Below are 20,441 nucleotides of genomic sequence, written 5' to 3'. Positions count from 1 at the left end.
GACAGGCAGGACAGCGACACCGGCGCCAAGGCGCTCAGAGCTTCCTGACCTGTTCCATTCAATTCGGCGCCGATCCCGCGGTCGGTGCCCAGACGAAGGAACAAGACCATGCAAGTGATTCTTCTCGAACGCGTTTCCCGCCTCGGCCAGATGGGCGATACCGTCAAGGTCAAGGACGGCTTTGCCCGCAACTTCCTCTTGCCGCAGGGCAAGGCGCTGCGCGCCAACGAAGCCAACAAGAAGAAGTTCGAAGGGCAGCGCGCGCAGCTCGAAGCGCGCAACCTCGAGCGCAAGTCGGAAGCCAGCCAGGTTGCCGAAAAGCTCGACGGCAAGAGCTTCATCGCCGTGCGTTCGGCCGGCGAGACAGGCCAGCTCTACGGTTCGGTGTCGACCCGCGACATCGCCGACCTGCTGACCGCCGAAGGGTTCTCGGTCAACCGCAACCAGATCCAGCTCAACCAGCCGATCAAGACCATCGGCGTCACCAATGTGGCGATTGCGCTGCATCCGGAAGTCGAGGTCACCATCAGCCTCAACATCGCCCGCACGGCCGACGAAGCCGAGCGCCAGGCCAAGGGCGAGACGCTGACCACCGCCGAAGCCATCTATGGCGACGACATCAACGACAACGCACGGCCGGAGAACTTCTTCGACCCGAACACCGAGTTCGAAGGCGGCGAAGAAGACAACGCCTGATCCCGCACGGGGCCTGATCGGGAAGCGAGGGGAGCAGCGCTCCAATCACTTCCTCGTCATCCAGCCTTTCTGGACCAATGCCCGGGCCTCTCGCCCGGGCATTTTTGTGCCAAATGGAACTTTTCGAACCCCTATATATTGTTGCAGAATTGGTCCGCCAGTCTGACCGTGAGGGGACATTTGGTGATGAATATTCTGTTGAAGCGCGTTCTCGACCGCCTGGTGCGTACGGGCAATCTGAAAGTCACCGGGCCGAAGGGCTCGACAGTGGTTTTCGGCGACGGCAGCGGCGAGCCGGTGCATATGCACATCAAGACCGCGCATGCCGAGCGCGCCATTACCTTCGATCCGATGCTGGCCGTGCCGGAAGCCTATATGGACGGCGAACTCGACATCATCGAGGGCGGCGTACTGGGTATGATGCGCATCGCCTTCCAGAACATGGGCAGCGGCGGTATCGACGCCACCTGGTCGAAGGCCATCGAGGGTCTGCGCCACGCCTTTCGCCGCCTGCAGCAGATCAACACCGCATCACGGGCGCGCCGCAACGTGCAGCGCCACTATGATTTGTCGGGTGACCTCTACCGGCTCTTCCTAGACGACGACATGCAGTATTCCTGCGCCTATTTCGAACAGCCGGACATGACGCTCGACGAGGCGCAGATGGCCAAGAAACGCCATATCGCCGCCAAGCTCAGGCTGAAGGCCGGCCAGACCGTGCTCGATATCGGCTCCGGCTGGGGTGGGCTCGGCCTCTATCTCGCCAAGGCTTTCGATGTCGACGTGCAAGGCGTGACGCTGTCGACCGAGCAGCACGGCGTCGCCACCGACCGGGCGCATGCGCAAGGCTTGCAGGACCGCATGCATTTCGACCTCAAGGACTACCGCGAACTCAACGAACGCTTCGACCGCATTGTCTCGGTCGGCATGTTCGAGCATGTCGGCGTCAACCACTTCCGCACTTTCTTCGACAAGTCGGCGACGTTGTTGAAGCCCGACGGCGTCATGCTCTTGCACACGATCGGCCGCTCCGGCGTGCCGTGGGCGACCAGCGCCTTCATCCGCAAGTACATTTTTCCGGGCGGCTACATTCCCTCGCTGTCGGAGGTGATGCCGGCGATCGAGAAGTCGGGCCTTGTGGTCACCGACATCGAGATTTTGCGGCTGCACTATGCCGATACGCTGAAGCATTGGGGCCAGCGCTTTGCCGCCAACCGCGACAAGGCCAAAGCCATCTACGACGAGCGCTTCTGCAGGATGTGGGAGTTCTATCTGGCGGCTTCGGAAGCCGCCTTCCGCTGGCAGGATCTGGTGATCTTCCAGATCCAGATCGCCAAGAAGAACGACACGCTGCCGATGACGCGCGACTACATGGCCAAATGTGAAAAGGCGCTCGAAATGCGCGAAATGGGGCATCGTCAGGAGGCGGCGGCCGCCGAGCCTGCTGTCGCTAGGTCTGTGCCTGCCAGGTCCGTTGCTGTCAGGTCCGTTGCGGCCAAGCCAGCGCGCCGTCGCAAGGTGGCGGATCGCGAATAACGCCTCGATTGCGATTGCCGCTTGCCATTGACGGCTCTGACACTGAAAAAGGTCTCGTTCTCGCGAGACCTTTTTTAATGACCTGCCTGCCCACCATCGCCACCACCCTTGTCGAGTTCGCCCGCGCCTCGGTGCTCGCGGCACGCGGAGCCTGAGCGTGGAACTCCCCGCCTCGCTGCGACAAGGCGTCGAGCGCCTGCTCGAAACGATACCGCTGGCGGTGCTGCGCCAGGCGGCGAAGACGCTGTCTGACCGCTACCGCGCCGAATTGCGCGACGGCCGCCCGCACATGGCCGAAGAGATGGCGGTAAAAGCCTATCTGGCGACGCGGCTGCCGGCGACCTACGCGGCGGTACGGGCCGGTCTCGACGAACTCGCCTATGCGCGGCCCGATTTCCAGCCAACGAGCTTGCTCGATGTCGGCGCCGGTCCTGGCACGGTGCTTTGGGCCACTACAGACCTGTGGCCCGACCTCGAAGAGGCGGTTCTGGTTGAAGCAAGCGCCGCGGTGCGCAAGGTTGGCCAGTCGCTCGCCCTTGATACCATCGCCACCAGGATGGACTGGCGCGCCGGCGACGTGACCATCGACCTTGCCGATCTCAAGCCTGCCGATCTGGTCACCTGCGCCTATGTGCTGGACGAGATCGCGCCGGCATCGCTGCCGAAGCTTGTCGGCCGGCTCTGGCATTTGACCGGCGACACACTGCTGATTGTCGAGCCCGGCACACCGGCAGGCTGGCAGCGCATCCTGGCAGTGCGCAGGCAATTGCTGGAGGCCGGGGCGCATGTGCTGGCGCCTTGTCCGCATGAGGCGCCCTGCCCGCTTGAGCCGCCCGACTGGTGCCATTTTTCGCGCCGCGTCGCCCGCTCGCGCCTTCATCGCCTGGCCAAAGACGCGGACGTGCCGTGGGAGGACGAGAAATTCATCTACGTCGCGGCGTCGCGGCAACCCGCGCCTGTACATCCGCCCCGCGTGATTGCGCCGCCGAAATCGGGCTCCGGCAAGGTGCTGCTCAAACTGTGCCAGCCGGATGGCGGCGCCGGCGAGACACTTTTCACCAAGCGCGAGGGCGAGCTGTTCAAGGCAGCGCGGCGGCTGGACTGGGGCGATACACTGGACTAGAAGCGGATAATCACCGAGATTGTTCTTGCTCTGTTCCAACGACTCGGATAAAAGTCAGCGCCTTTCTGAGTCAACCGGAATCGGGGCGCGGAAACACTCTTCTGTGGACGGTTTGCCGCCCCTGTGAACAACGGGCATCGAGGTTGATTGGTCGTGCGGTGATGCAGAAAGGTCAGCACCGATTTATCTCGTTCTGATATCGAGAAGCCGGGATCAAAATCGGGGACATCATGGCAGAGGCAGCGCGAAAATTCGGCGTGGCGGAGCAGCAACCGCTTTATCGTGAAGCGCCGAACAACATTGAGGCCGAGCAGGCGCTGCTCGGCGCCATCCTCGTCAACAACGATGCCTTCTACCGCGTCTCCGACTTCCTCAAGGCCGGCCATTTCTACGAGCCGCTGCACCGGAAAATCTTCGAGGTCGCGGCCGAGCTCATCCGCATGGGCAAGGTGGCGACGCCGATCACGCTGAAAACCTTCCTGCCGGCCGACGAGAAGGTCGGCGACATGACGGTGGCGCAATATGTGGTTCGTCTGGCGGTCGAAGCCGTCACCGTCGTCAATGCCACCGATTATGGCCGCGCCATCTACGATCTGGCCACGCGCCGGGCGCTGATCACCGTCGGCGAGGACATGGTCAACATCGCCTATGACGCGCCGGTCGACATGGCGCCGTCCGAACAGATCGAGGATGCCGAGCGGCGGCTGTTCGAACTGGCCGAAACCGGCCGTTACGATGGCGGCTTCGAGAGCTTCACCGACGCGGTCAAGACCGCCGTCGACATGGCCAACGCCGCCTATATGCGCGACGGCCATTTGTCGGGCCTCGCCACCGGCATGCGCGATCTCGACCGCCGCATGGGTGGCCTGCAGGCGTCGGATCTGATCATCATTGCCGGCCGTCCGGGCATGGGCAAGACATCGCTAGCCACCAACATCGCCTTCAACATCGCCGAGATGTATGAGCCGGCGCAACAGGCCGACGGCTCGTTCAAGGCAGCCAATGGCGGCGTCGTCGGCTTCTTCTCACTGGAAATGTCGTCCGAGCAGCTCGCCACCCGCATCATTTCCGAACAGACGGAAATTTCGTCGTCAAAAATCCGCCGCGGCGAGATTTCAGAGATGGATTTCGAAAAGCTGGTCGCCTGCTCGCAGACCATGCAGAAGATCCCGCTGTTCATCGACCAGACCGGCGGTATCTCGATCGCGCAGCTGTCGGCGCGGGCGCGGCGGCTGAAGCGTCAGCGCGGCCTCGACCTCATCGTCATCGACTATATCCAGCTGATGCAGGGGTCGAGCGCGAAATCGTCGCAGAACCGGGTGCAGGAAATCACCGAGATCACCACCGGCCTCAAGGCGCTGGCCAAGGAACTCTCCGTTCCGATCATCGCGCTGTCGCAGCTGTCGCGTCAGGTCGAAAGCCGCGAAGACAAACGCCCTCAGCTGTCCGATCTTCGCGAATCCGGCTCGATCGAGCAGGACGCCGACGTGGTGATGTTCGTCTACCGCGAGGAATATTATCTGAAGAACCGCGAACCGAAGCCCGGCACCGACGAATACATCAAGTGGGAACACGAGATGAACGAGATGCGCGGCAAGGCCGAAGTCATCGTCGCCAAGCAGCGCCACGGCCCGACAGGTTCGGTCAGCCTCGCCTTCCAGGGCGAGTTCACACGGTTTTCCGACCTCGCCGAAGAGCATCATATTGCGGAGAGGTTCGAGTAGTCTGTTGAGAAAGGCCTCATTCCTCCGCACCCCCCTCTGTCCTGCCGGACATCTCCCCCTCAAGGGGGGAGATTGGATGTCATGTCGGCTTTCGCCAATTATCAACGTGGCACGGTGGGCGCCGAGACCAAAGCTGCTGATCTCCCCCCTTGAGGGGGAGATGGCCGGCAGGCCAGAGGGGGGTGGTGCCCCACCAGCCTTTCTAGCAACGCTCGAAGCAGGCCGCGCCTGATGGCTAAATCGCGCGTCCAGTTCATCTGCCAGAATTGCGGCTCGGTGCATCAGCGCTGGGCCGGTAAATGCGATGCTTGCGGCGAGTGGAACACGCTGGTCGAGGAAGGCACCTCGGGCGGCATCGGCTCGGGACCGGCCAACACGCGCAATGCGCGCAAGGGCCGCGCCGTGGTGCTGACCAGCCTGTCCGGTGACATCGAGGATGCGCCGCGGATCATCTCCGGCATTGGCGAACTCGACCGCGCCACCGGCGGCGGTTTCGTGCGCGGCTCGGCGCTGCTGGTCGGCGGCGATCCCGGCATCGGCAAGTCGACGCTGCTTACCCAGGCCGCAGCAGCATTGGCGTCAAAAGGCCACCGCATCGTCTATGTCTCGGGCGAGGAGGCGGTCGCACAGATCCGGCTGCGGGCGCAGCGGCTTGGCGTCGCCGACACGCCGGTCGAACTTGCCGCCGAGACCAATGTCGAGGATATCCTGGCAACAATAGCCGACGGCAGAAGGCCGGACCTCGTCATCCTCGATTCCATCCAGACGCTGTGGACCGACATGGCCGACTCGGCGCCCGGCACCGTCACCCAGGTGCGCGCCTCCGCGCAAGCGATGATCCGCTACGCCAAATCCACCGGTGCTGCCATCGTGCTGGTCGGCCATGTCACCAAGGAAGGCCAGATCGCCGGTCCGCGCGTCGTCGAGCACATGGTCGACGCCGTTCTCTATTTCGAAGGCGAAGGCGGCCATCACTACCGCATCCTGCGCACGGTGAAGAACCGTTTTGGGCCGACCGACGAGATCGGCGTCTTCGAGATGTCGGACAAGGGCTTGCGCGAGGTCGCCAATCCGTCGGAGCTGTTCCTCGGCGAACGCCACGCAAAATCGCCGGGTGCCGCGGTATTTGCCGGCATGGAAGGCACACGTCCGGTGCTGGTCGAGATCCAGGCGCTGGTGGCGCCGTCCACATTGGGCACGCCGCGCCGTGCCGTCGTCGGCTGGGACGGCGCACGGCTGTCGATGATCCTTGCCGTACTCGAAGCCCATTGCGGCGTGCGCTTCGGCACCCACGATGTCTACCTCAACGTCGCCGGCGGCTACCGGATTTCCGAGCCGGCGGCCGATCTGGCGGTTGCCGCTGCACTGGTTTCGTCGCTCACCGGTCTTGCCCTTCCCGCCGATTGCGTCTATTTCGGCGAAATCAGCCTGTCGGGCGCAGTGAGGCCGGTTGCGCATGCGCAGCAGCGCCTTAAAGAGGCCGAAAAGCTGGGTTTTGGAAGTGCGGTTCTGCCCTTGGGCAGCGAGGAGGTTGTCGGGGGGATCGGGGCCGGCGCTTTCCAGCCGACCGAACTTGCCGATCTCGTCGCACGCATAGCCGGCTCACGGCGCAGCCGTGTCGACGTGGAAGATTGACGCGGCTCGCCCGAGCCGTGAAAAGACAATCTGAGTGGGGCGAAAGACATGCCGATTACGCTGCTGGACGGAATTCTCGTCGGCTTCACCCTGGTCTCGGCGATGCTCGCCATGGTTCGCGGCCTGTCACGCGAAATCCTGTCCGTCGTGTCCTGGGCGGCTGCCGCCGCGGCGGCATTCTTCTTCTACAAGCCGGTGCTGCCTTACGTTCAGCCCTATGTCGAAAGCGACAAGATCGCCATGGCGGCATCCGCCGGCATCGTCTTCCTCATCGCGCTGATCGTCGTTTCCGTCATCACCATGAAGCTTGCCGACTGGATCATCGATTCCAGGATCGGCGCGCTCGACCGTACGCTGGGCTTCCTCTATGGCGCCGCGCGCGGCGTCCTCGTCGTCGCCGTGGCGCTGCTGTTCTTCAACTGGCTGGCCGGCGCCAAGGCCCCTGCCTGGATCGCCAACGCCAAGTCGAAGCCGCTGCTCGAGACCATCGGCGCCAAGCTGGAAAGCCTGCTGCCCGAAGATCCGGAAAACGCCATCCTGAAGAAGCTCAATCCGAATCAGCCGGCAGCCGAGACGCCTCCGGCGGCCGATGCACCGGCGGCGGATGCTCCGGCAACCGGTGACGATACGCCGGCGCCCGACGACGAGACCGACGCTCCGGCCGATAACGCACCCGCTGCTCCGGCTCCGGCCCCAGCCGCGCCGGCAAACTGATACGGACGGATGGTGCCTGACAGGCGCCATCCCGGCAGTTCCGGCCTGACTATGGTGTGAACGGCGCACGACGTGCGTTGCTTTCGCGGTGCTATCGCACTATATGGCCATTTTAGCGGAGCTTGAGCCCCATGGCAGTTTCGAAAGCAGACGCGGACGACGTCCTTTCCGCCGAAGCAGACGATCATTTCCACGATGAATGCGGGGTGTTCGGCATTTTCGGCCGGCAGGACGCTGCGGCCATCGTCACACTAGGCCTGCATGCGCTGCAGCATCGCGGCCAGGAAGCGGCCGGCATCGTCTCCTATGACGGCACGCAGTTCCATGTCGAACGCCATGTCGGCCTGATCGGCGACACCTTCACCAAGCAGCACGTCATCGACAGCCTGCAAGGCAACCGTGCCATCGGCCACACGCGCTATGCCACGACGGGCGGCGCCGGCATGCGCAACATCCAGCCCTTCTTCGCCGAACTCGCCGATGGCGGCTTTGCCGTCGCCCATAACGGCAATCTCACCAACGCCATGACCGTGCAGCGCGCGCTGCAGAAACAGGGCGCGATCTTCTCGTCGACCTCCGACACCGAGACGCTGCTGCATCTCGTTGCCACCAGCAAGGAACGCGATTTGAATTCGCGCTTCATCGACGCCGTGCGTCAGGTTGAAGGCGCTTTCTCGCTGGTTGCGATGACCTCCAAGAAGATGATCGGCTGCCGCGATCCGCTCGGCATCCGCCCGCTGGTGCTCGGCGACCTCGACGGCGCCTGGATCCTGGCCTCCGAAACCTGCGCGCTCGACATTATCGGCGCCCGCTTCGTGCGCGACCTGAAGCCCGGCGAAATGGTCGTGGTGACCTCGAAGGGCATCGAGAGCCTGTTCCCCTTCGAGCCGCAGAAGACCCGCTTCTGCATCTTCGAATATGTCTATTTCGCCCGCCCGGACTCCTCGGTCGAAGGCCGCAATGTCTACGAAGTGCGCAAGCGTATCGGCGCCGAATTGGCGCAGGAAAGCCCGGTCGATGCCGATATCGTCGTGCCGGTGCCGGATTCCGGCACGCCGGCGGCAATCGGCTTTTCCCAGGCGGCAGGCATCCCCTTCGAACTCGGTATCATCCGCAACCACTATGTCGGCCGAACCTTCATCCAGCCCGGCGATTCGATCCGCCATATGGGCGTCAAGCTCAAGCACAACGCCAACCGCCGGATGATCGAGGGCAAGCGCGTGGTGTTGGTCGACGATTCGATCGTGCGCGGCACCACCAGCCAGAAGATCGTGCAGATGGTGCGCGACGCCGGCGCCAAGGAAGTGCACATGCGAATCGCCTCGCCGCCGACCAGCGCGTCGTGCTTCTACGGCGTCGACACGCCGGAGAAGTCGAAGCTTTTGGCATCGCGCATGTCGATCGAGGAAATGGCCGAGTTCATCCGTGTCGATTCGCTCGGCTTCCTCACCATTGACGGGCTCTACCGCGCCGTCGGCGAAGCCAGCCGCGACAATGAGCAGCCGCAATTCTGCGACGCCTGTTTCACCGGCCAGTACCCGACCCGCCTGCTCGACTTCGAAGGCCACGACAATGTGCGCACGCTGTCGCTGCTGGCGAACAACGGGGCGTAAAGCCCAACTGCTATCCTTGAAAGCGCTCGCATGACCCTCGACCTCTCCGGCCGCGTCGCGGTCGTTACCGGCGCCTCGCGCGGCATCGGCTACTTCATCGCCAAGGAACTTGCCGCCGCCGGCGCGCATGTCATTGCGGTAGCCCGGACCGTCGGCGGGCTGGAAGAACTCGACGACCAGATCAAGGCCGAGCGCGCGAAAACCGGCAAGGGCGAAGCGACTTTGGTGCCTCTCGACCTCTCAGACATGGCCGGCATCGACCGGCTGGGCGGCGCCATTCACGAGCGCTGGGGCAAGCTCGACATTCTGGTGGCCAATGCCGGTGTGCTCGGCGTCATCTCGCCGATCGGCCATGTCGAGGCCAAAACCTTCGAGAAGGTTATGACCATCAATGTCACCTCGACCTGGCGGCTGATCCGCTCGGTCGACCCGCTGCTCAGGCTGTCCGACGCCGGCCGCGCCATTCTCATGTCGTCCGGGGCCGCGCATTCGGCGCGCGCCTTCTGGGCGCCCTATGCGGCGTCGAAGGCGGCTGTGGAAGCCATGACGCGTTCCTGGGCGCATGAGACGCAGAGCCTGGCGCTCCGCATCAATGCGGTCGACCCCGGCGCCACCCGCACCGCCATGCGTGCGCAGGCCGCGCCCGGCGAGGATCCGGAAACGCTGCCGCACCCGTCAGAGGTGGCAAAACGCATCGTGCCGCTGGCGAGCCCCGAGATGAAAGAGACGGGGCTGATCTTCCAGGTCAAGAACAACCGCTTCGTCGCCTACCGGCAGCCGGAATAAACCGGGTTGTAGCGGGATTAAACAGGCCTCCAGTTACGTTTCTTCGAATGTAGGACATTCGAAACCGGAGGACCGACATGCGTAGACTTCTTCTCGTTGCCGCCGCCGCGATTGCCGCCACAGCCGGCGTGGCGCTGGCGCAAGACGCCAAGATGAGTTTCTTCGTCACCAGCGTCGGTTCCGGCAAGGGCGCCGATCTCGGCGGTCTCAAGGGTGCCGACGCGCATTGCGCCTCGCTGGCGGAAGCGGCTGGGGTTACCGGCAAGGAATGGCACGCCTATCTCTCGAGCGCCAATGTCGATGCGCGCGACCGTATCGGCAAGGGTCCCTGGGTCAACGCCAAGGGCGAGAAGATCGCCGATGACGTCGCCTCGCTGCACAGCGACGCCAACGCCATCACCAAGCAGACGGCGCTCAACGAAAAGGGCGAGATGGTCAACGGCCGCGGCGACAAGCCGAACCGGCACGACATTCTGACCGGCTCGAAGCCCGACGGCACCAAGATCGCCGACCAGACCTGCGGCGACTGGACCTTGAGCGGGGCGGAGGGCGCGGCGATGATGGGCCATCACGACCGCACCGGCCTCGACGAGTCGGCGGCGGCGAAATCCTGGAACTCCTCGCATGCCTCGCGCGGCGGCTGCAGCCAGGAGGCGCTGAAAGGCACCGGCGGCGACGGCCTGTTCTACTGCTTTGCGACGAACTGAGAGAAGTCTGGGGAGCGGTTCGTTCACGGGTCTGTGATGGTCCGGCAGGCCCCCTCCCCCCTCGCCCTGCTTTCGCCATCAGCCGGGAGTTGCTAGGGTCAACCCGACTCCGACACCCAGCAAAGCGAGGAATTCCCATGGCTGCTCCCAGCGTAGCATTGGTCTGGTACCTGGTGATCGCCGGCCCGCAAGGCGGCATGGTGGTGCTGCCCAGCACCTTCGACACCCGCGAACAGTGCACAAACGCGATTACCGAATATCAGAAGCAGCCGACGCCGGCCGGCTGGGCGGTCAACTGCGTGCCGAGCGCCTCGCCTTTCACCGATGAGGGTGATGCGGAAGAGCCGGCGGCGCAGTAGCGTAGTCTCCCCCCTCGAGGGGGAGATGGCCGGCAGGCCAGAGGGGGTCGCCTCGCGTAGAGTGCCAACCTCCTTCCGCACAAAGGGCGTCGCGTCCAGTCGGCCCGACCCCCTCTGTCGCCTTCGGCGACATCTCCCCCTCAAGGGCCCTTGTGGGGGGGAGATCAGGCGCGCGCCTTCACCGTCAGCTCCGGCTTGCTGTTGATGGTCTGGAAGACCACGCAATAGCGTTCCGTCAGCTTGATCAGCGCGTCGATGCGATCCTGCGGCTCATCCGTGTCGAGGTTGAAATTCAACCGGATGGCGCGAAAGCCCACGGGGGCGTCCTTGGCCACGCCCAGCGTGCCGCGAAAGTCGAGATCGCCTTCGGCCTCGACGGTGGCTGCGCCGAGTTTGAACTCTAGTGCGGTGGCCACCGCCTTCATCGTCACCCCGGCGCACGCCACCAGCGCCTCGAGCAGCATGTCGCCCGAACACAATTCGAGCCCGGAACCGCCGGTCGCCGGATGCAGGCCGGCGACCGCCAGCGCCCTGCCCGTCTCGACCTTGCAGGCAATCGACTGGTCGTCGATGGAGCCTTTGGCGCGAAGCGTGATCAGCGCTTGCGAGGAATCGTCGCGATAAGCCTCCTTGATCGGTGCCTGCATGGCCTTGAGTGCGGTGGCGTCCATGTTGCATTCCTTTTCGAGTCCGTCGCGCTTTGATAGCACTGATATGCCAGCGAGACAGCGCCCCCCTCTGGCCCGGCCACCTCCCCACAGGGGGGAGATCTGCAGCTTCGCCGATGGCGCTTTCTACGCCGGCGATTAGCGAAAGCGGTCGCGACATCCAATCTCCATCCCTGTGGGGGATGTCCGGCAGGACAGAGGGGGCGTGAAGGAACGCTAGCTCGCGAAGAGTTACTTTGACTTCGACCGCCCGAGCCATACCTAAGCAGAGTCATTCCCGCGGAGGCATCATGCCGTTCAAGCTGAAACTGATCTCGCTTACCCTGTTGGTGCTTGCAGCCTTCGCGCAGCCCGGCCTCGCCGAAACGCCCGAGCGCCCCGCCCCGGCAGGCGTGCTGTCGCTGCTGCCGGCACCGCAGACGACCAGCCATTCAATCACCATTGCCGGGCGCAAGCTGGACTATCAGGCAAAGGCCGGCGCGCTGTCGCTGCTATCCGGCAAGGGCGAGGTCACCGCGGAAATCTTCTATGTCGCCTACACGCTGCCGCCACTGGCGGGCGCGGAGAAGGCTCGCCCCATCACCTTCGTCTTCAATGGCGGCCCGGGCGCGGCATCCGCCTATCTGCATCTCGGCGCACTCGGCCCGCGTGTCGTCGCGACCGGCGCCGATGGCCAATTCCTGCCGCCGCCGCAAAAGCTGATCGACAATCCCGACAGTTGGCTCGACATGACCGACCTCGTCTTCGTCGATCCGGTCGGCACCGGCTACAGCCGCGAGGCCCCCGGCCAGGACACGAAAGATTTTTGGGGCGTCAGCCAGGACGCCAGTTCGATCGGCGCTTTCATCCGGCTCTATCTCGCCCAGAACGGCCGCACCGGATCGCCGCTCTTCCTCGCCGGCGAAAGCTATGGCGGGTTCCGAGCGGCACTTCTCGCCAGGACCCTGCAGGAAGATGTCGGCCTGAGCCCCAACGGCATCGTGCTGATCTCGCCTGCACTGGAGTTCACGCTGGTGCTGCCCGACGAATTCCAGCCACTGCATTGGGCGCTGGAACTGCCCTCGCTGGCGGCGGTGCGCCTGCGCAGCGAAGGCCTCAGCGGCGAGGCGCTGCGCGAAAAGCTCGCCGAGGTCGAACACTATGCTATGGGTGACTACCTCACCGCTCTGGCCGGCGGGCTGGAACAGGGTGGGCGACTGGCCAGCCAGCGCGTGGCCGAGATCACCGGCCTGCCGCTCGACCTCGTGCAACGCAATTTCGCCCGCATCCCGACCGCCCTGTTCGCGCGCGAATTCCAGCGCCCCAGTGGAAAAGTGCTCAGCCCGTATGACGGCACCATCGCCACGAGCGACATCGCCCCGGAGAGCGCCCGCAGCGCCGGCCCGGATCCGGTGCTCGACCGCAGCGTGCCGGCGCTGACCTCGGCCTTTGTCGGTTATGCGCGCGACGAGCTGAATTTTCGCACCGATGTCAGCTACAGGTTGCTCAATGGCGATGTGACCCACGCCTGGGACTATGGCGGCTCGCGGCAAGGCTATGCCGGGGTGATGGACGATCTGCAGCGGGCGCGCTCGCTCAACCCGGGGCTCGGCGTGGTGATCGTCAACGGCGACACCGATCTGGTCACTCCCTATCTGGCCTCACGCTATCTGGTGAGCCAAATCCCGACGCTCGGCGGGGCAAAACCTATCCGTCTCGACGTCATCGAGGGCGGCCACATGATGTATCTCAGGCCGGGCGGCCGGCGCGCCCTGAAGGAGGCTGCTTCGGAGCTCTACCAGGCAACACAGTGAACGGCGTGCCCACGCTGTCGGCCAGGCTGCGCCAACGCAAGCTTGCCACTGGCGTAGCGCCCCGCAGGCTTTCGCCCGTATAGCCTGCAATGGGAGCCTGATTGGGGCAGGCTTCTTCTTCGTCCTCTTGACAGCGCCGGACACGCCGCATGGCCGATATTGCCATTCTGGAAACCCGCGAAAGGGTGCTTGCCGGCATCCTGTTCACCGGCTGCGCCTATTTCCTGTTTTCGACGCAGGACGCCGCGATCAAGCTTCTGGTCGTCGGCATCAGCGTCTGGCAGATCATGTTCTTCCGCTCGATCGCTGTGCTTATCGGCTGTGCTGCAATCGGCGGACCGCCCATCTTTGCCGACACAATGCGCTCGCCCATCGTGCGGCCGATGCTGGTGCGCAGCGCCTTCACGCTCGGCGCCTGGCTCTGCTACTACAACGCGGCCCGCTCCCTGCAGCTGGCCGAACTCACCACCATCTATTACGCCGCCCCGATCATCGTCACCGTGCTGTCGGTGGCGATGCTTGGCGAAAAGGTGCCGCTGTTGCGCTGGCTGGCGGTGTTCATCGGCTTCGTCGGCGTCTTCATCGCCTGTGATCCCACTCGTCTCGGCTTGTCCGTGCCGATGCTCTTGGTACTGGCTGCGGCAGTGCTGTGGGGCATTGCCGTGGTGCTGTTGCGCAAGACGGCGCTGGCCGAGCGCACGCTGATCCAGCTTGTGCTCAACAATTTCTACTTCCTGGTGTTTTCCACGGTGCCGGCGCTGTTGGTCTGGCAGATGCCGGACTGGCGCCAGTTGCTGCTTTTGATCAGCGTCGGCGCGCTCGGCGGCGTGGCGCAATTTATGCTGTTCGAAGGCATGAAGCGGGCGCCGGTGTCGATCGTGGCGCCGTTCGAATACACCTCATTGGTCTGGGCCTTCGGGCTCGGCTTTGCGATCTGGGGCGACGTGCCGCGTCGCGAGGTGTTTCTGGGGGCGGCGTTGATCGTCGGCGCCGGCCTGCTGATCATCGGCAACGAGCATTTCCGCAAGCGGCTATGAGTACCCCGTGCTGACAGCATGGTGGCAGGAGAAGACGGATAGGCTGCTGAGATGACGGAAGCGCTCGACGGCCCAGGCACCACAGATACCGCTGCCGAGCGTACGCTCGGCATCATGCTGGTGGCGGCCTCGGCGGCTTTCTTCGCCCTCACCGGCGTGCTGACCAAATCGATCCACGCCGACCCGCTGACCATCACTTGCTGGCGCGGCTTTGTCGGCGCGATCCTGATCACCTTCTATGTGCTGTGGCGCCGGCGCCGCTCCGGCGGGCGGGAAAGCTTGCGGCTTGGCTGGCGCGGCTGGTTGCTGGCCCTCGAGGGCGCCGCGGCCAGCATCGCCTTCATCTCGGCGTTCAAATTCACCTATGTCGCCAATGTCGCGGTCATCTACGCCACCGCGCCCTTCATCACCGCGCTGCTCGCCTTCGTGCTGGTGCGCGAGCCGTTCCGGGCGCAGACGCTTGCCGCCGCCGCCGTTTCGCTGTGCGGCGTGGCGATGATGGTCGGCTCCGGCTTCGGCAGCGGTCATCTGTTTGGCGATGGGCTCGCGCTGCTGATGACCGCCGGCAGCGCGCTCTACATGATCATGGTGCGCGCCTTCCGCGACACGCCGGTGGTGTGGGCGGGCGCAGTCTCGGCGCTTCTGCTGTTCGTGCTCGGCTGGTTCGTCACCGACCCCCTGGCGATTTCTGCTCGCGACGCCGTGCTGCTCGTCGCCTTCGGAGGATCGTTTGCGGCGGCGTCGATCCTGTGGACGGAAGGCTCGCGGCTGATCCCTGCGCCCGAGTCCGGCCTTCTCGGTGCCGCCGAAGTGCCGTTTGCGATCCTGTTCGCCTTCCTGTTCCTCGGCGAGATCGCGCCGGCCGCCAGCCTGATCGGCGGCGCCATAGTACTGTGCGCGGTTTTCGCCCATGCGGGGCGCGACTGGCTGGCCGCGAGAAAAAGTGCGGCAACCCAATAATTATTTTCCAAGTCATGGAACCATCATGCGGATCAGGCAGTTTTATGTGCGACGGGTCACCCCCCAAGTCCCCCCAAACCCCTCGACCCGTCCTCCTCAAAGCCGACCGTAAAGGTCGGCTTTTTCTTTGGACATCAGCCGGCAAAGCCGGGCAAGGCGAGGTTGTCGCTGAGCAGGATGGCAAGATCGCGCGCCGGCCGCTCGGCGCCCTGGCCGAGTTTTATCGCGAATTGCGCTGTCGGCACCGGCGGCAGGGCGAATTCGCGCGGTGCTTCGGCAATGCCTGAATGGGCAAAGCGGGCGGTGCGCAAGGTCAGCGCGATGCCGGCATTGACCGCCGTGCGCAAGCCGGCAAGGCTGGCGCTGCCGGCGGCAATGCGGTAGCGGCGGCCGGCAGCATCGAGGGCCGCGAGTGCTGCTTCGCGAAAGCCGCAATAGGGGTCGAGCAGCGCCAGCGGCAATTCCTCTTCCCGCACGGCAAGCCCTTTTTGCGAGCACAGCCACAGCATCGGCTCACTGAACAGCCCGACTTCGTCATTGGCCGGCGTCTTGCGCATGACAACGGCCAGATCGAGCTGCCCGGCCTGCAGCGCCTCGCCAAGCTCGGCCGAACGGCCGACGCGGAGTTCGACCCTGACGCGCGGATGGCTGGTCGCGAAGGCGCGCAGCAGCTCCGGCAGGCCGCTATCGGCGAAATCCTGTGTCGTGCCGATGGCGACGCGACCAGCGGCACGCGCGCCCTTGAGCGCCAGCCAGGCCTCGCTGTGCACGGCAAGAATGCGGCGGGCATGACCGACAAGATCCTCGCCGGCCGGCGTCAGCCCGCGCCCGCGCCCCTGCGCCACCAGCAGCGGTTCGCCGACGATCTCCTCGAGACGCTGCATCTGCGCGGTCACCGCCGAGGGCGAGCGGCCGACAGCAGACGCAGCCTGAGCCAGCGAGCCGCAATCGACAAAGGCAAGGAAGGTTTTGAGCAGATCGGGATCGAGAGCTTGCATACTTCGATAATACAGAACCTTTTGTTCGAAACAATTCGATTTTTTTGATTCAAAGATGATGGCATTGTCTCTCCAACGGCAAACAGACGCCGCTCAAACGAAGGAGAGAAAAATGCCCATCATCAACATCAGCGTCACCGGCAAGCCCGACGCCAAGCTGTCCGCCACAATCGCCAAGGAAATCACCGGCCTGACCGCAACCCATCTGCGCAAGGACCCGACGATCACTGCCGTCGCTGTCACCTATATCGACCCGCAGCACTGGTTCGCCGGCGGCAAGTCGCTGGCCGAGCACGGCGCCAATACTTTCTGGCTCGACATCAAGGTGGTCGACGGCACCAACACCAAGCTGGAGCTGGAAGCCTATCTGAAGGCGATCTTTGAGGCCTTCGGTAAGTTGCTGGGTGGTGTGCACGAGGAAAGCTATGCCTTCGTGCATGAAGTCCCGGCCGCGGCATACGGTTATGGCGGCAAGTCGCAGGAGTTCCGGTTCATCAGTGGGCGGCTGAAGGCCACGGCCTGATTGCTACCCAGCGGGAGGATGAAGCCTTGTATCAAGCGCGAAGTCCTCCCGGAGATGCAAGCTATAAAGGCCTGCCGCCCGGTTGGGATCGAACACCAGGTTCCAGCTGTGCTGGGATACCGCGCTGGGGATCAGAAAGAACGGATGCTTTGCCAGCAGACCATCGCCGAACTGCTGCTGTCCCGCGCCCGGGATGCCGGGACGCAGCCAGTTCGCGTTCGGAATATCGTCGGTTTGGACCACATAAATCTCTGATGGATCGACGATGTCGAATGCCGTCAGCACGTGAGGGACAGTATCCAGCGTGCGAAACCCCTTGTGGACCGCCACCTCCAAGATGGCGGTCGATGGGTCGATGGACGCATATACGGCTCTGATCCCTTTGCTGTTCCACCTTCCCCCAAGCTTGAAGGCTCCTTCGCCACTGTCCCAGCTCGCCATGAAGCGTCTGTGATCAAGCCTCCAGCCCAACAACTGCCCTGTTCCGAGGGAGCCCGGCAAAGGCGTCACGCGTAGACACCATAGTCGAGCCGCTCAAGAAACTCCTGCACAAGCGCAGTGCCCGCCGCCGTGGCCAGCAGATCGATCGGCCGGCGATTGTCCAAACCCATGGCAGACTCGATCATCCATTTTTCCGCGTCTTCCTGAGTCCCGAGCACGGACGTGGCCTTTGTCAGGAGCTTGGCGAAGTTCCAGGTTCTGGAACCTTGCTCCCGACTGAGGGTCTTGGAGTGATCCGATTTGTGCCGCTGAAATGTCCGCTCGCTCATGCCGAATGCGGTCTCAAACGCATCGGCGGGATCAATGACCATCAGATGCCGGACGAGGCTTTCGAGCGCCTGGCCCGGAATTCCATGCAGGATCATTTCATGTGCCTCAAGAGGACTGGCTACCGAGAATCCAAGAACCTTCCGTCCACCAAACAGGTCGACCATTCGTTCGAACTCCGGCTCCATATGTGGTGCCTCGGCAAAACCCAGCGGGGAACTGGCCATATTACCTCTCCGTCACGTGTCGCTTTTATTTACGACACGTGTCGCAACATTTCAAGGCCTGCGTTTGGGTCATTGCGTGGTGAGGTCAGGTGGAACACCGCTCCCTCGCACCCGCGCATTGACCTTGCTCCCCATTGCGCTACCCTCTGCTCTCGAAGCGGACGAAGAGCCGCATACCGGACCGTTGGGAGAGACGCGGCATGATCCTGACACTGGCGCTGCTTGCAGGCCTCGTGCTGGCCTGGCTGCTGATTGGCGCTATCGAGACGTTTCGTCTCGACCTGCGCTTTACCCAGGCGCTACTCTATGTGCCGTTCAAGCTCGCCTACCGGATCGATGACCGGCGCATCCGCATTGCCCGCAACGCGCCGACGCCGGTGATCTATGTGGTCTCGCACCAGTCACGCTTCGAGCCGGCGCTGATGCTGTCGCTGCTGCCCGACGACACGCTGCACATTCTCGACGAGGCCTCGGCGCGCTCGCCCTGGATGGAGCCTTGGCGCGAGCTTGGCCGCACCATCGCCTTCAACGCCGAGCATCTCTTCGTCAGCCGGCGGCTGGTCAGGGTGCTGAAGGGTAAAGGCCGGCTTACCGTCTACCTGCCCGATGACGTCGAGCCCGATGTGAAGACGTTTCGCCTGTTCCGCGCCGTCACCCGCATCGCCATGCAGGCCGACGCCCGCATCGTGCCGATCTTCGTCACCGGCTCGCGCGACCTGCCGGTTTCCTTGACGCCAAAGAACCGGGCGCCGCGCCACTGGTTCCCAAAACTCTCGATCAGCGTGCTGGAGCCAATGACGATTGCCGAACTGGTGGCGCGCAACCCCGACCAGGCTTCCAACACCAATGCGTTGTTCGACCGCATCGCCGAGGCGCGGCTTTATGGCAGCAACCTCGATCGCGGCCTGTTCCTGGCCATGCGCGATGCCGCGGATCGCACCGGCGCCTCGCATCCGATCATCGAGGATGTGATCAGCGGCTCGCTCAGCTATCGAAAAATGTTCATCGGCGCACGCGTGCTCGGCCGCCGTTTCGAGGCGGTGGCGGCGCCCGGCGAAGCGGTCGGGGTTTTGCTGCCCAACGCCAATGGCGTGGTGCTGTCCTTCGTCGGCCTGCTCTCGGCCGGCCGGGTAGCGGCGATGATCAACTACACGGCAGGGCCGGCCAGCGTAACCGCCGCGGTGCGCGCGGCAGTCATCCGAACGGTGGTTTCCTCGCGCGCGTTCGTCGAGAAGGCGGCGCTTGCCGACATCATCGCCGCCATCGAGGCCGGCGGCGCCAAAATGCTGTGGCTGGAGGATGTGCGCGCAAGCGTCACGACGCTGGAAAAGCTCGCAGCAGCGGTGCTGTGGCGGTTCCCGCTGCAGCGGCAGGATGCGGCCAAGCCCGCCGCAATCCTGTTCACCTCAGGCTCGGAAGGCACGCCCAAGGCCGTGGTGCTGTCGCACCGCAATCTCCACGCCAACGCCATGCAGGCCGAGGCGCGCATTACCATTTCGCCGTCCGACATCCTGCTCAACGTGCTGCCGGTTTTTCACTCTTTCGGCCTGACCGGCGGTACCATCCTGCCGCTGGTGACCGGGGTGAAACTGTTCCTCTACCCGTCACCGCTGCACTACAAGATCATCCCGGAGATCGCCCGCAAGGTGAAGCCGACCATCATGTTCGGCACCGACACTTTCCTTGCCAACTATGCCCGCACCGCCAAGGATGGCGATTTCTCCAGCCTGCGCTTCGTCGTCGCCGGCGCGGAAGCGGTGAAGCCGGAGACGCGGCGCGTTTATCGCGAGCGCTTCGATGCCTCGATCATCGAGGGGTTCGGGCTGACGGAGGCCGCTCCCGTCGTCGCCGTCAACACCGCCATCCATGGTCGCGACGGCACGGTCGGACGGCTGTTGCCGGCGATGCGCATGAAGCTCGAACCGGTCGAGGGTATCGAGGGTGCCGGCCGCCTGTGGCTCGACGGGCCGAATTTGATGATGGGCTACATGACCGCTGACCGGCCCGGCGAATTGCAGCCGCTGGACGGCTGGCACGACACCGGCGACATCGTCTCGGTCGACCGCGAAGGCTTCATCACCATTCGCGGCCGGGCAAAACGCTTCGCCAAGATCGCTGGCGAGATGGTGTCGTTGGGCGCCGTCGAGATGCTGGTGCAGTCGCTGTGGCCGGAAGAGCGCCACGCCGCGGTGGCGGTGCCGGACAAGAGGCGCGGCGAGCGCATCGTGCTGGTCACCACCGCCGACGACGCCGATCCGGAAGAACTGCGCGCCTTCGGCAAGAAGGCAGGTGCGGCCGAACTGATGGTGCCCAACGACATCGTCAAGGTCGGGGAGATCCCGGTGCTGGGTTCCGGTAAGACGGATTATGTCTCGACGCGGAACCTGGCGATCGAGAAGCTGGGGCTGGGCCTGGCGGCTTAGCGTATCTCCCTCCTTGAGGGGGAGATGGCCGGCAGGCCAGAGGGGGTCGCCTCGCGTGAAGCGCCGACGTCCTCTTCGCTCAAACGAGGTCGCGTCCGGGGCGTACCGACCCCCTCTGTCGCCTTCGGCGACATCTCCCCCTCAAGGGGGG

General features: G+C 64.2%; 19 protein-coding genes. 15 read left to right on the top strand and 4 right to left on the bottom strand.

Features of this window, described 5'->3' with window-relative positions; genetic code table 11:
- The first annotated feature begins 108 nt into the window (after positions 1–108).
- From rplI to NKI64_RS14475, 10 genes are all read left to right on the top strand, one after another.
- Positions 109–696: a 50S ribosomal protein L9 gene (gene rplI, locus NKI64_RS14520; protein WP_023672721.1), complete on the top strand. Its 588-nt coding sequence runs from the start codon at positions 109–111 to the stop codon at positions 694–696.
- Positions 697–882: 186 nt separating this feature from the next.
- Complete coding sequence (locus NKI64_RS14515) at positions 883–2,232, top strand: cyclopropane fatty acid synthase (protein ID WP_352668479.1); 1,350 nt, start codon at positions 883–885, stop codon at positions 2,230–2,232.
- Positions 2,233–2,389: 157 nt separating this feature from the next.
- The gene (locus tag NKI64_RS14510; RefSeq protein ID WP_023695601.1) at positions 2,390–3,355 is read left to right on the top strand and encodes a small ribosomal subunit Rsm22 family protein; all 966 of its coding nucleotides are present in this window, start codon (positions 2,390–2,392) and stop codon (positions 3,353–3,355) included.
- A 230-nt stretch (positions 3,356–3,585) separates the two neighbouring features.
- Entirely contained in the window at positions 3,586–5,079 is a 1,494-nt protein-coding gene (locus tag NKI64_RS14505; RefSeq protein WP_023731144.1) for a replicative DNA helicase, read from the top strand.
- A gap of 231 nt (positions 5,080–5,310) precedes the next feature.
- On the top strand, positions 5,311–6,714 hold the full coding sequence (gene radA, locus NKI64_RS14500; protein WP_023672716.1) for a DNA repair protein RadA: 1,404 nt from the start codon (positions 5,311–5,313) through the stop codon (positions 6,712–6,714).
- Positions 6,715–6,762: 48 nt separating this feature from the next.
- Positions 6,763–7,428, top strand: coding sequence for a CvpA family protein (locus NKI64_RS14495; protein ID WP_023711951.1), 666 nt, complete (start codon positions 6,763–6,765; stop codon positions 7,426–7,428).
- A 131-nt stretch (positions 7,429–7,559) separates the two neighbouring features.
- Positions 7,560–9,041: an amidophosphoribosyltransferase gene (purF, locus tag NKI64_RS14490; RefSeq protein ID WP_023711952.1), complete on the top strand. Its 1,482-nt coding sequence runs from the start codon at positions 7,560–7,562 to the stop codon at positions 9,039–9,041.
- Between the two features lie 30 nt (positions 9,042–9,071).
- The gene (locus NKI64_RS14485; protein WP_023705364.1) at positions 9,072–9,827 is read left to right on the top strand and encodes an SDR family NAD(P)-dependent oxidoreductase; all 756 of its coding nucleotides are present in this window, start codon (positions 9,072–9,074) and stop codon (positions 9,825–9,827) included.
- Between the two features lie 77 nt (positions 9,828–9,904).
- Entirely contained in the window at positions 9,905–10,534 is a 630-nt protein-coding gene (locus NKI64_RS14480; protein WP_023819181.1) for a hypothetical protein, read from the top strand.
- 137 nt (positions 10,535–10,671) lie between these two features.
- On the top strand, positions 10,672–10,893 hold the full coding sequence (locus tag NKI64_RS14475; protein ID WP_023689120.1) for a hypothetical protein: 222 nt from the start codon (positions 10,672–10,674) through the stop codon (positions 10,891–10,893).
- Between the two features lie 164 nt (positions 10,894–11,057).
- Here NKI64_RS14475 and NKI64_RS14470 read toward each other — a convergent pair whose 3' ends face one another.
- Complete coding sequence (locus NKI64_RS14470; protein ID WP_352597502.1) at positions 11,058–11,564, bottom strand: OsmC family protein; 507 nt, start codon at positions 11,562–11,564, stop codon at positions 11,058–11,060.
- Between the two features lie 287 nt (positions 11,565–11,851).
- Between NKI64_RS14470 and NKI64_RS14465 the strand changes: the two genes are divergently transcribed.
- From NKI64_RS14465 to NKI64_RS14455, 3 genes are all read left to right on the top strand, one after another.
- Complete coding sequence (locus tag NKI64_RS14465) at positions 11,852–13,354, top strand: S10 family peptidase (RefSeq protein WP_352597501.1); 1,503 nt, start codon at positions 11,852–11,854, stop codon at positions 13,352–13,354.
- A gap of 149 nt (positions 13,355–13,503) precedes the next feature.
- The gene (locus NKI64_RS14460; protein WP_023693977.1) at positions 13,504–14,391 is read left to right on the top strand and encodes a DMT family transporter; all 888 of its coding nucleotides are present in this window, start codon (positions 13,504–13,506) and stop codon (positions 14,389–14,391) included.
- A 51-nt stretch (positions 14,392–14,442) separates the two neighbouring features.
- Positions 14,443–15,351: a DMT family transporter gene (locus NKI64_RS14455; RefSeq protein ID WP_023689124.1), complete on the top strand. Its 909-nt coding sequence runs from the start codon at positions 14,443–14,445 to the stop codon at positions 15,349–15,351.
- A gap of 134 nt (positions 15,352–15,485) precedes the next feature.
- On the opposite strand, the gene NKI64_RS14450 is transcribed toward NKI64_RS14455, so the two are convergent.
- Entirely contained in the window at positions 15,486–16,349 is an 864-nt protein-coding gene (locus NKI64_RS14450) for a LysR substrate-binding domain-containing protein (RefSeq protein ID WP_352668474.1), read from the bottom strand.
- Positions 16,350–16,461: 112 nt separating this feature from the next.
- Between NKI64_RS14450 and NKI64_RS14445 the strand changes: the two genes are divergently transcribed.
- Positions 16,462–16,872 (top strand): tautomerase family protein, encoded by a 411-nt coding sequence (locus NKI64_RS14445; protein ID WP_023693979.1) that lies wholly within the window; start codon positions 16,462–16,464, stop codon positions 16,870–16,872.
- 3 nt (positions 16,873–16,875) lie between these two features.
- On the opposite strand, the gene NKI64_RS14440 is transcribed toward NKI64_RS14445, so the two are convergent.
- Complete coding sequence (locus NKI64_RS14440) at positions 16,876–17,382, bottom strand: RES family NAD+ phosphorylase (protein ID WP_023805675.1); 507 nt, start codon at positions 17,380–17,382, stop codon at positions 16,876–16,878.
- Positions 17,379–17,867 carry an Xre family toxin-antitoxin system antitoxin gene (locus NKI64_RS14435; protein ID WP_023727360.1) on the bottom strand — a complete coding sequence of 163 codons (489 nt, stop codon included), beginning with the start codon at positions 17,865–17,867 and terminating at the stop codon, positions 17,379–17,381. Before NKI64_RS14435 ends, NKI64_RS14440 begins: the two co-directional genes overlap by 4 nt.
- A gap of 200 nt (positions 17,868–18,067) precedes the next feature.
- Here NKI64_RS14435 and NKI64_RS14430 point away from each other — a divergent pair, with 200 nt between their 5' ends.
- Positions 18,068–20,290 (top strand): AMP-binding protein, encoded by a 2,223-nt coding sequence (locus tag NKI64_RS14430; RefSeq protein ID WP_352668471.1) that lies wholly within the window; start codon positions 18,068–18,070, stop codon positions 20,288–20,290.
- Positions 20,291–20,441 lie beyond the last annotated feature (151 nt).

It is taken from the genome of Mesorhizobium sp. M0478 (assembly GCF_040321305.1).
Lineage (GTDB): Bacteria > Pseudomonadota > Alphaproteobacteria > Rhizobiales > Rhizobiaceae > Mesorhizobium.
This window is presented reverse-complemented; position numbering and strand designations above follow the sequence as displayed.

Excerpts from the sequence above, each read along its gene's own strand:
- NKI64_RS14495 (WP_023711951.1), top strand. The coding sequence starts at position 6,763 with ATGCCGATTACGCTGCTGGACGGAATTCTCGTCGGCTTCACCCTGGTC.
- NKI64_RS14505 (WP_023731144.1), top strand. The coding sequence starts at position 3,586 with ATGGCAGAGGCAGCGCGAAAATTCGGCGTGGCGGAGCAGCAACCGCTT.
- radA (WP_023672716.1), top strand. The coding sequence starts at position 5,311 with ATGGCTAAATCGCGCGTCCAGTTCATCTGCCAGAATTGCGGCTCGGTG.
- NKI64_RS14470 (WP_352597502.1), bottom strand. The coding sequence starts at position 11,564 with ATGGACGCCACCGCACTCAAGGCCATGCAGGCACCGATCAAGGAGGCT.
- purF (WP_023711952.1), top strand. The coding sequence starts at position 7,560 with ATGGCAGTTTCGAAAGCAGACGCGGACGACGTCCTTTCCGCCGAAGCA.
- NKI64_RS14515 (WP_352668479.1), top strand. The coding sequence starts at position 883 with ATGAATATTCTGTTGAAGCGCGTTCTCGACCGCCTGGTGCGTACGGGC.
- NKI64_RS14455 (WP_023689124.1), top strand. The coding sequence starts at position 14,443 with ATGACGGAAGCGCTCGACGGCCCAGGCACCACAGATACCGCTGCCGAG.
- NKI64_RS14445 (WP_023693979.1), top strand. The coding sequence starts at position 16,462 with ATGCCCATCATCAACATCAGCGTCACCGGCAAGCCCGACGCCAAGCTG.
- NKI64_RS14435 (WP_023727360.1), bottom strand. The coding sequence starts at position 17,867 with ATGGCCAGTTCCCCGCTGGGTTTTGCCGAGGCACCACATATGGAGCCG.
- NKI64_RS14460 (WP_023693977.1), top strand. The coding sequence starts at position 13,504 with ATGGCCGATATTGCCATTCTGGAAACCCGCGAAAGGGTGCTTGCCGGC.
- NKI64_RS14480 (WP_023819181.1), top strand. The coding sequence starts at position 9,905 with ATGCGTAGACTTCTTCTCGTTGCCGCCGCCGCGATTGCCGCCACAGCC.
- NKI64_RS14450 (WP_352668474.1), bottom strand. The coding sequence starts at position 16,349 with ATGCAAGCTCTCGATCCCGATCTGCTCAAAACCTTCCTTGCCTTTGTC.
- rplI (WP_023672721.1), top strand. The coding sequence starts at position 109 with ATGCAAGTGATTCTTCTCGAACGCGTTTCCCGCCTCGGCCAGATGGGC.
- NKI64_RS14485 (WP_023705364.1), top strand. The coding sequence starts at position 9,072 with ATGACCCTCGACCTCTCCGGCCGCGTCGCGGTCGTTACCGGCGCCTCG.
- NKI64_RS14465 (WP_352597501.1), top strand. The coding sequence starts at position 11,852 with ATGCCGTTCAAGCTGAAACTGATCTCGCTTACCCTGTTGGTGCTTGCA.
- NKI64_RS14430 (WP_352668471.1), top strand. The coding sequence starts at position 18,068 with ATGATCCTGACACTGGCGCTGCTTGCAGGCCTCGTGCTGGCCTGGCTG.
- NKI64_RS14475 (WP_023689120.1), top strand. The coding sequence starts at position 10,672 with ATGGCTGCTCCCAGCGTAGCATTGGTCTGGTACCTGGTGATCGCCGGC.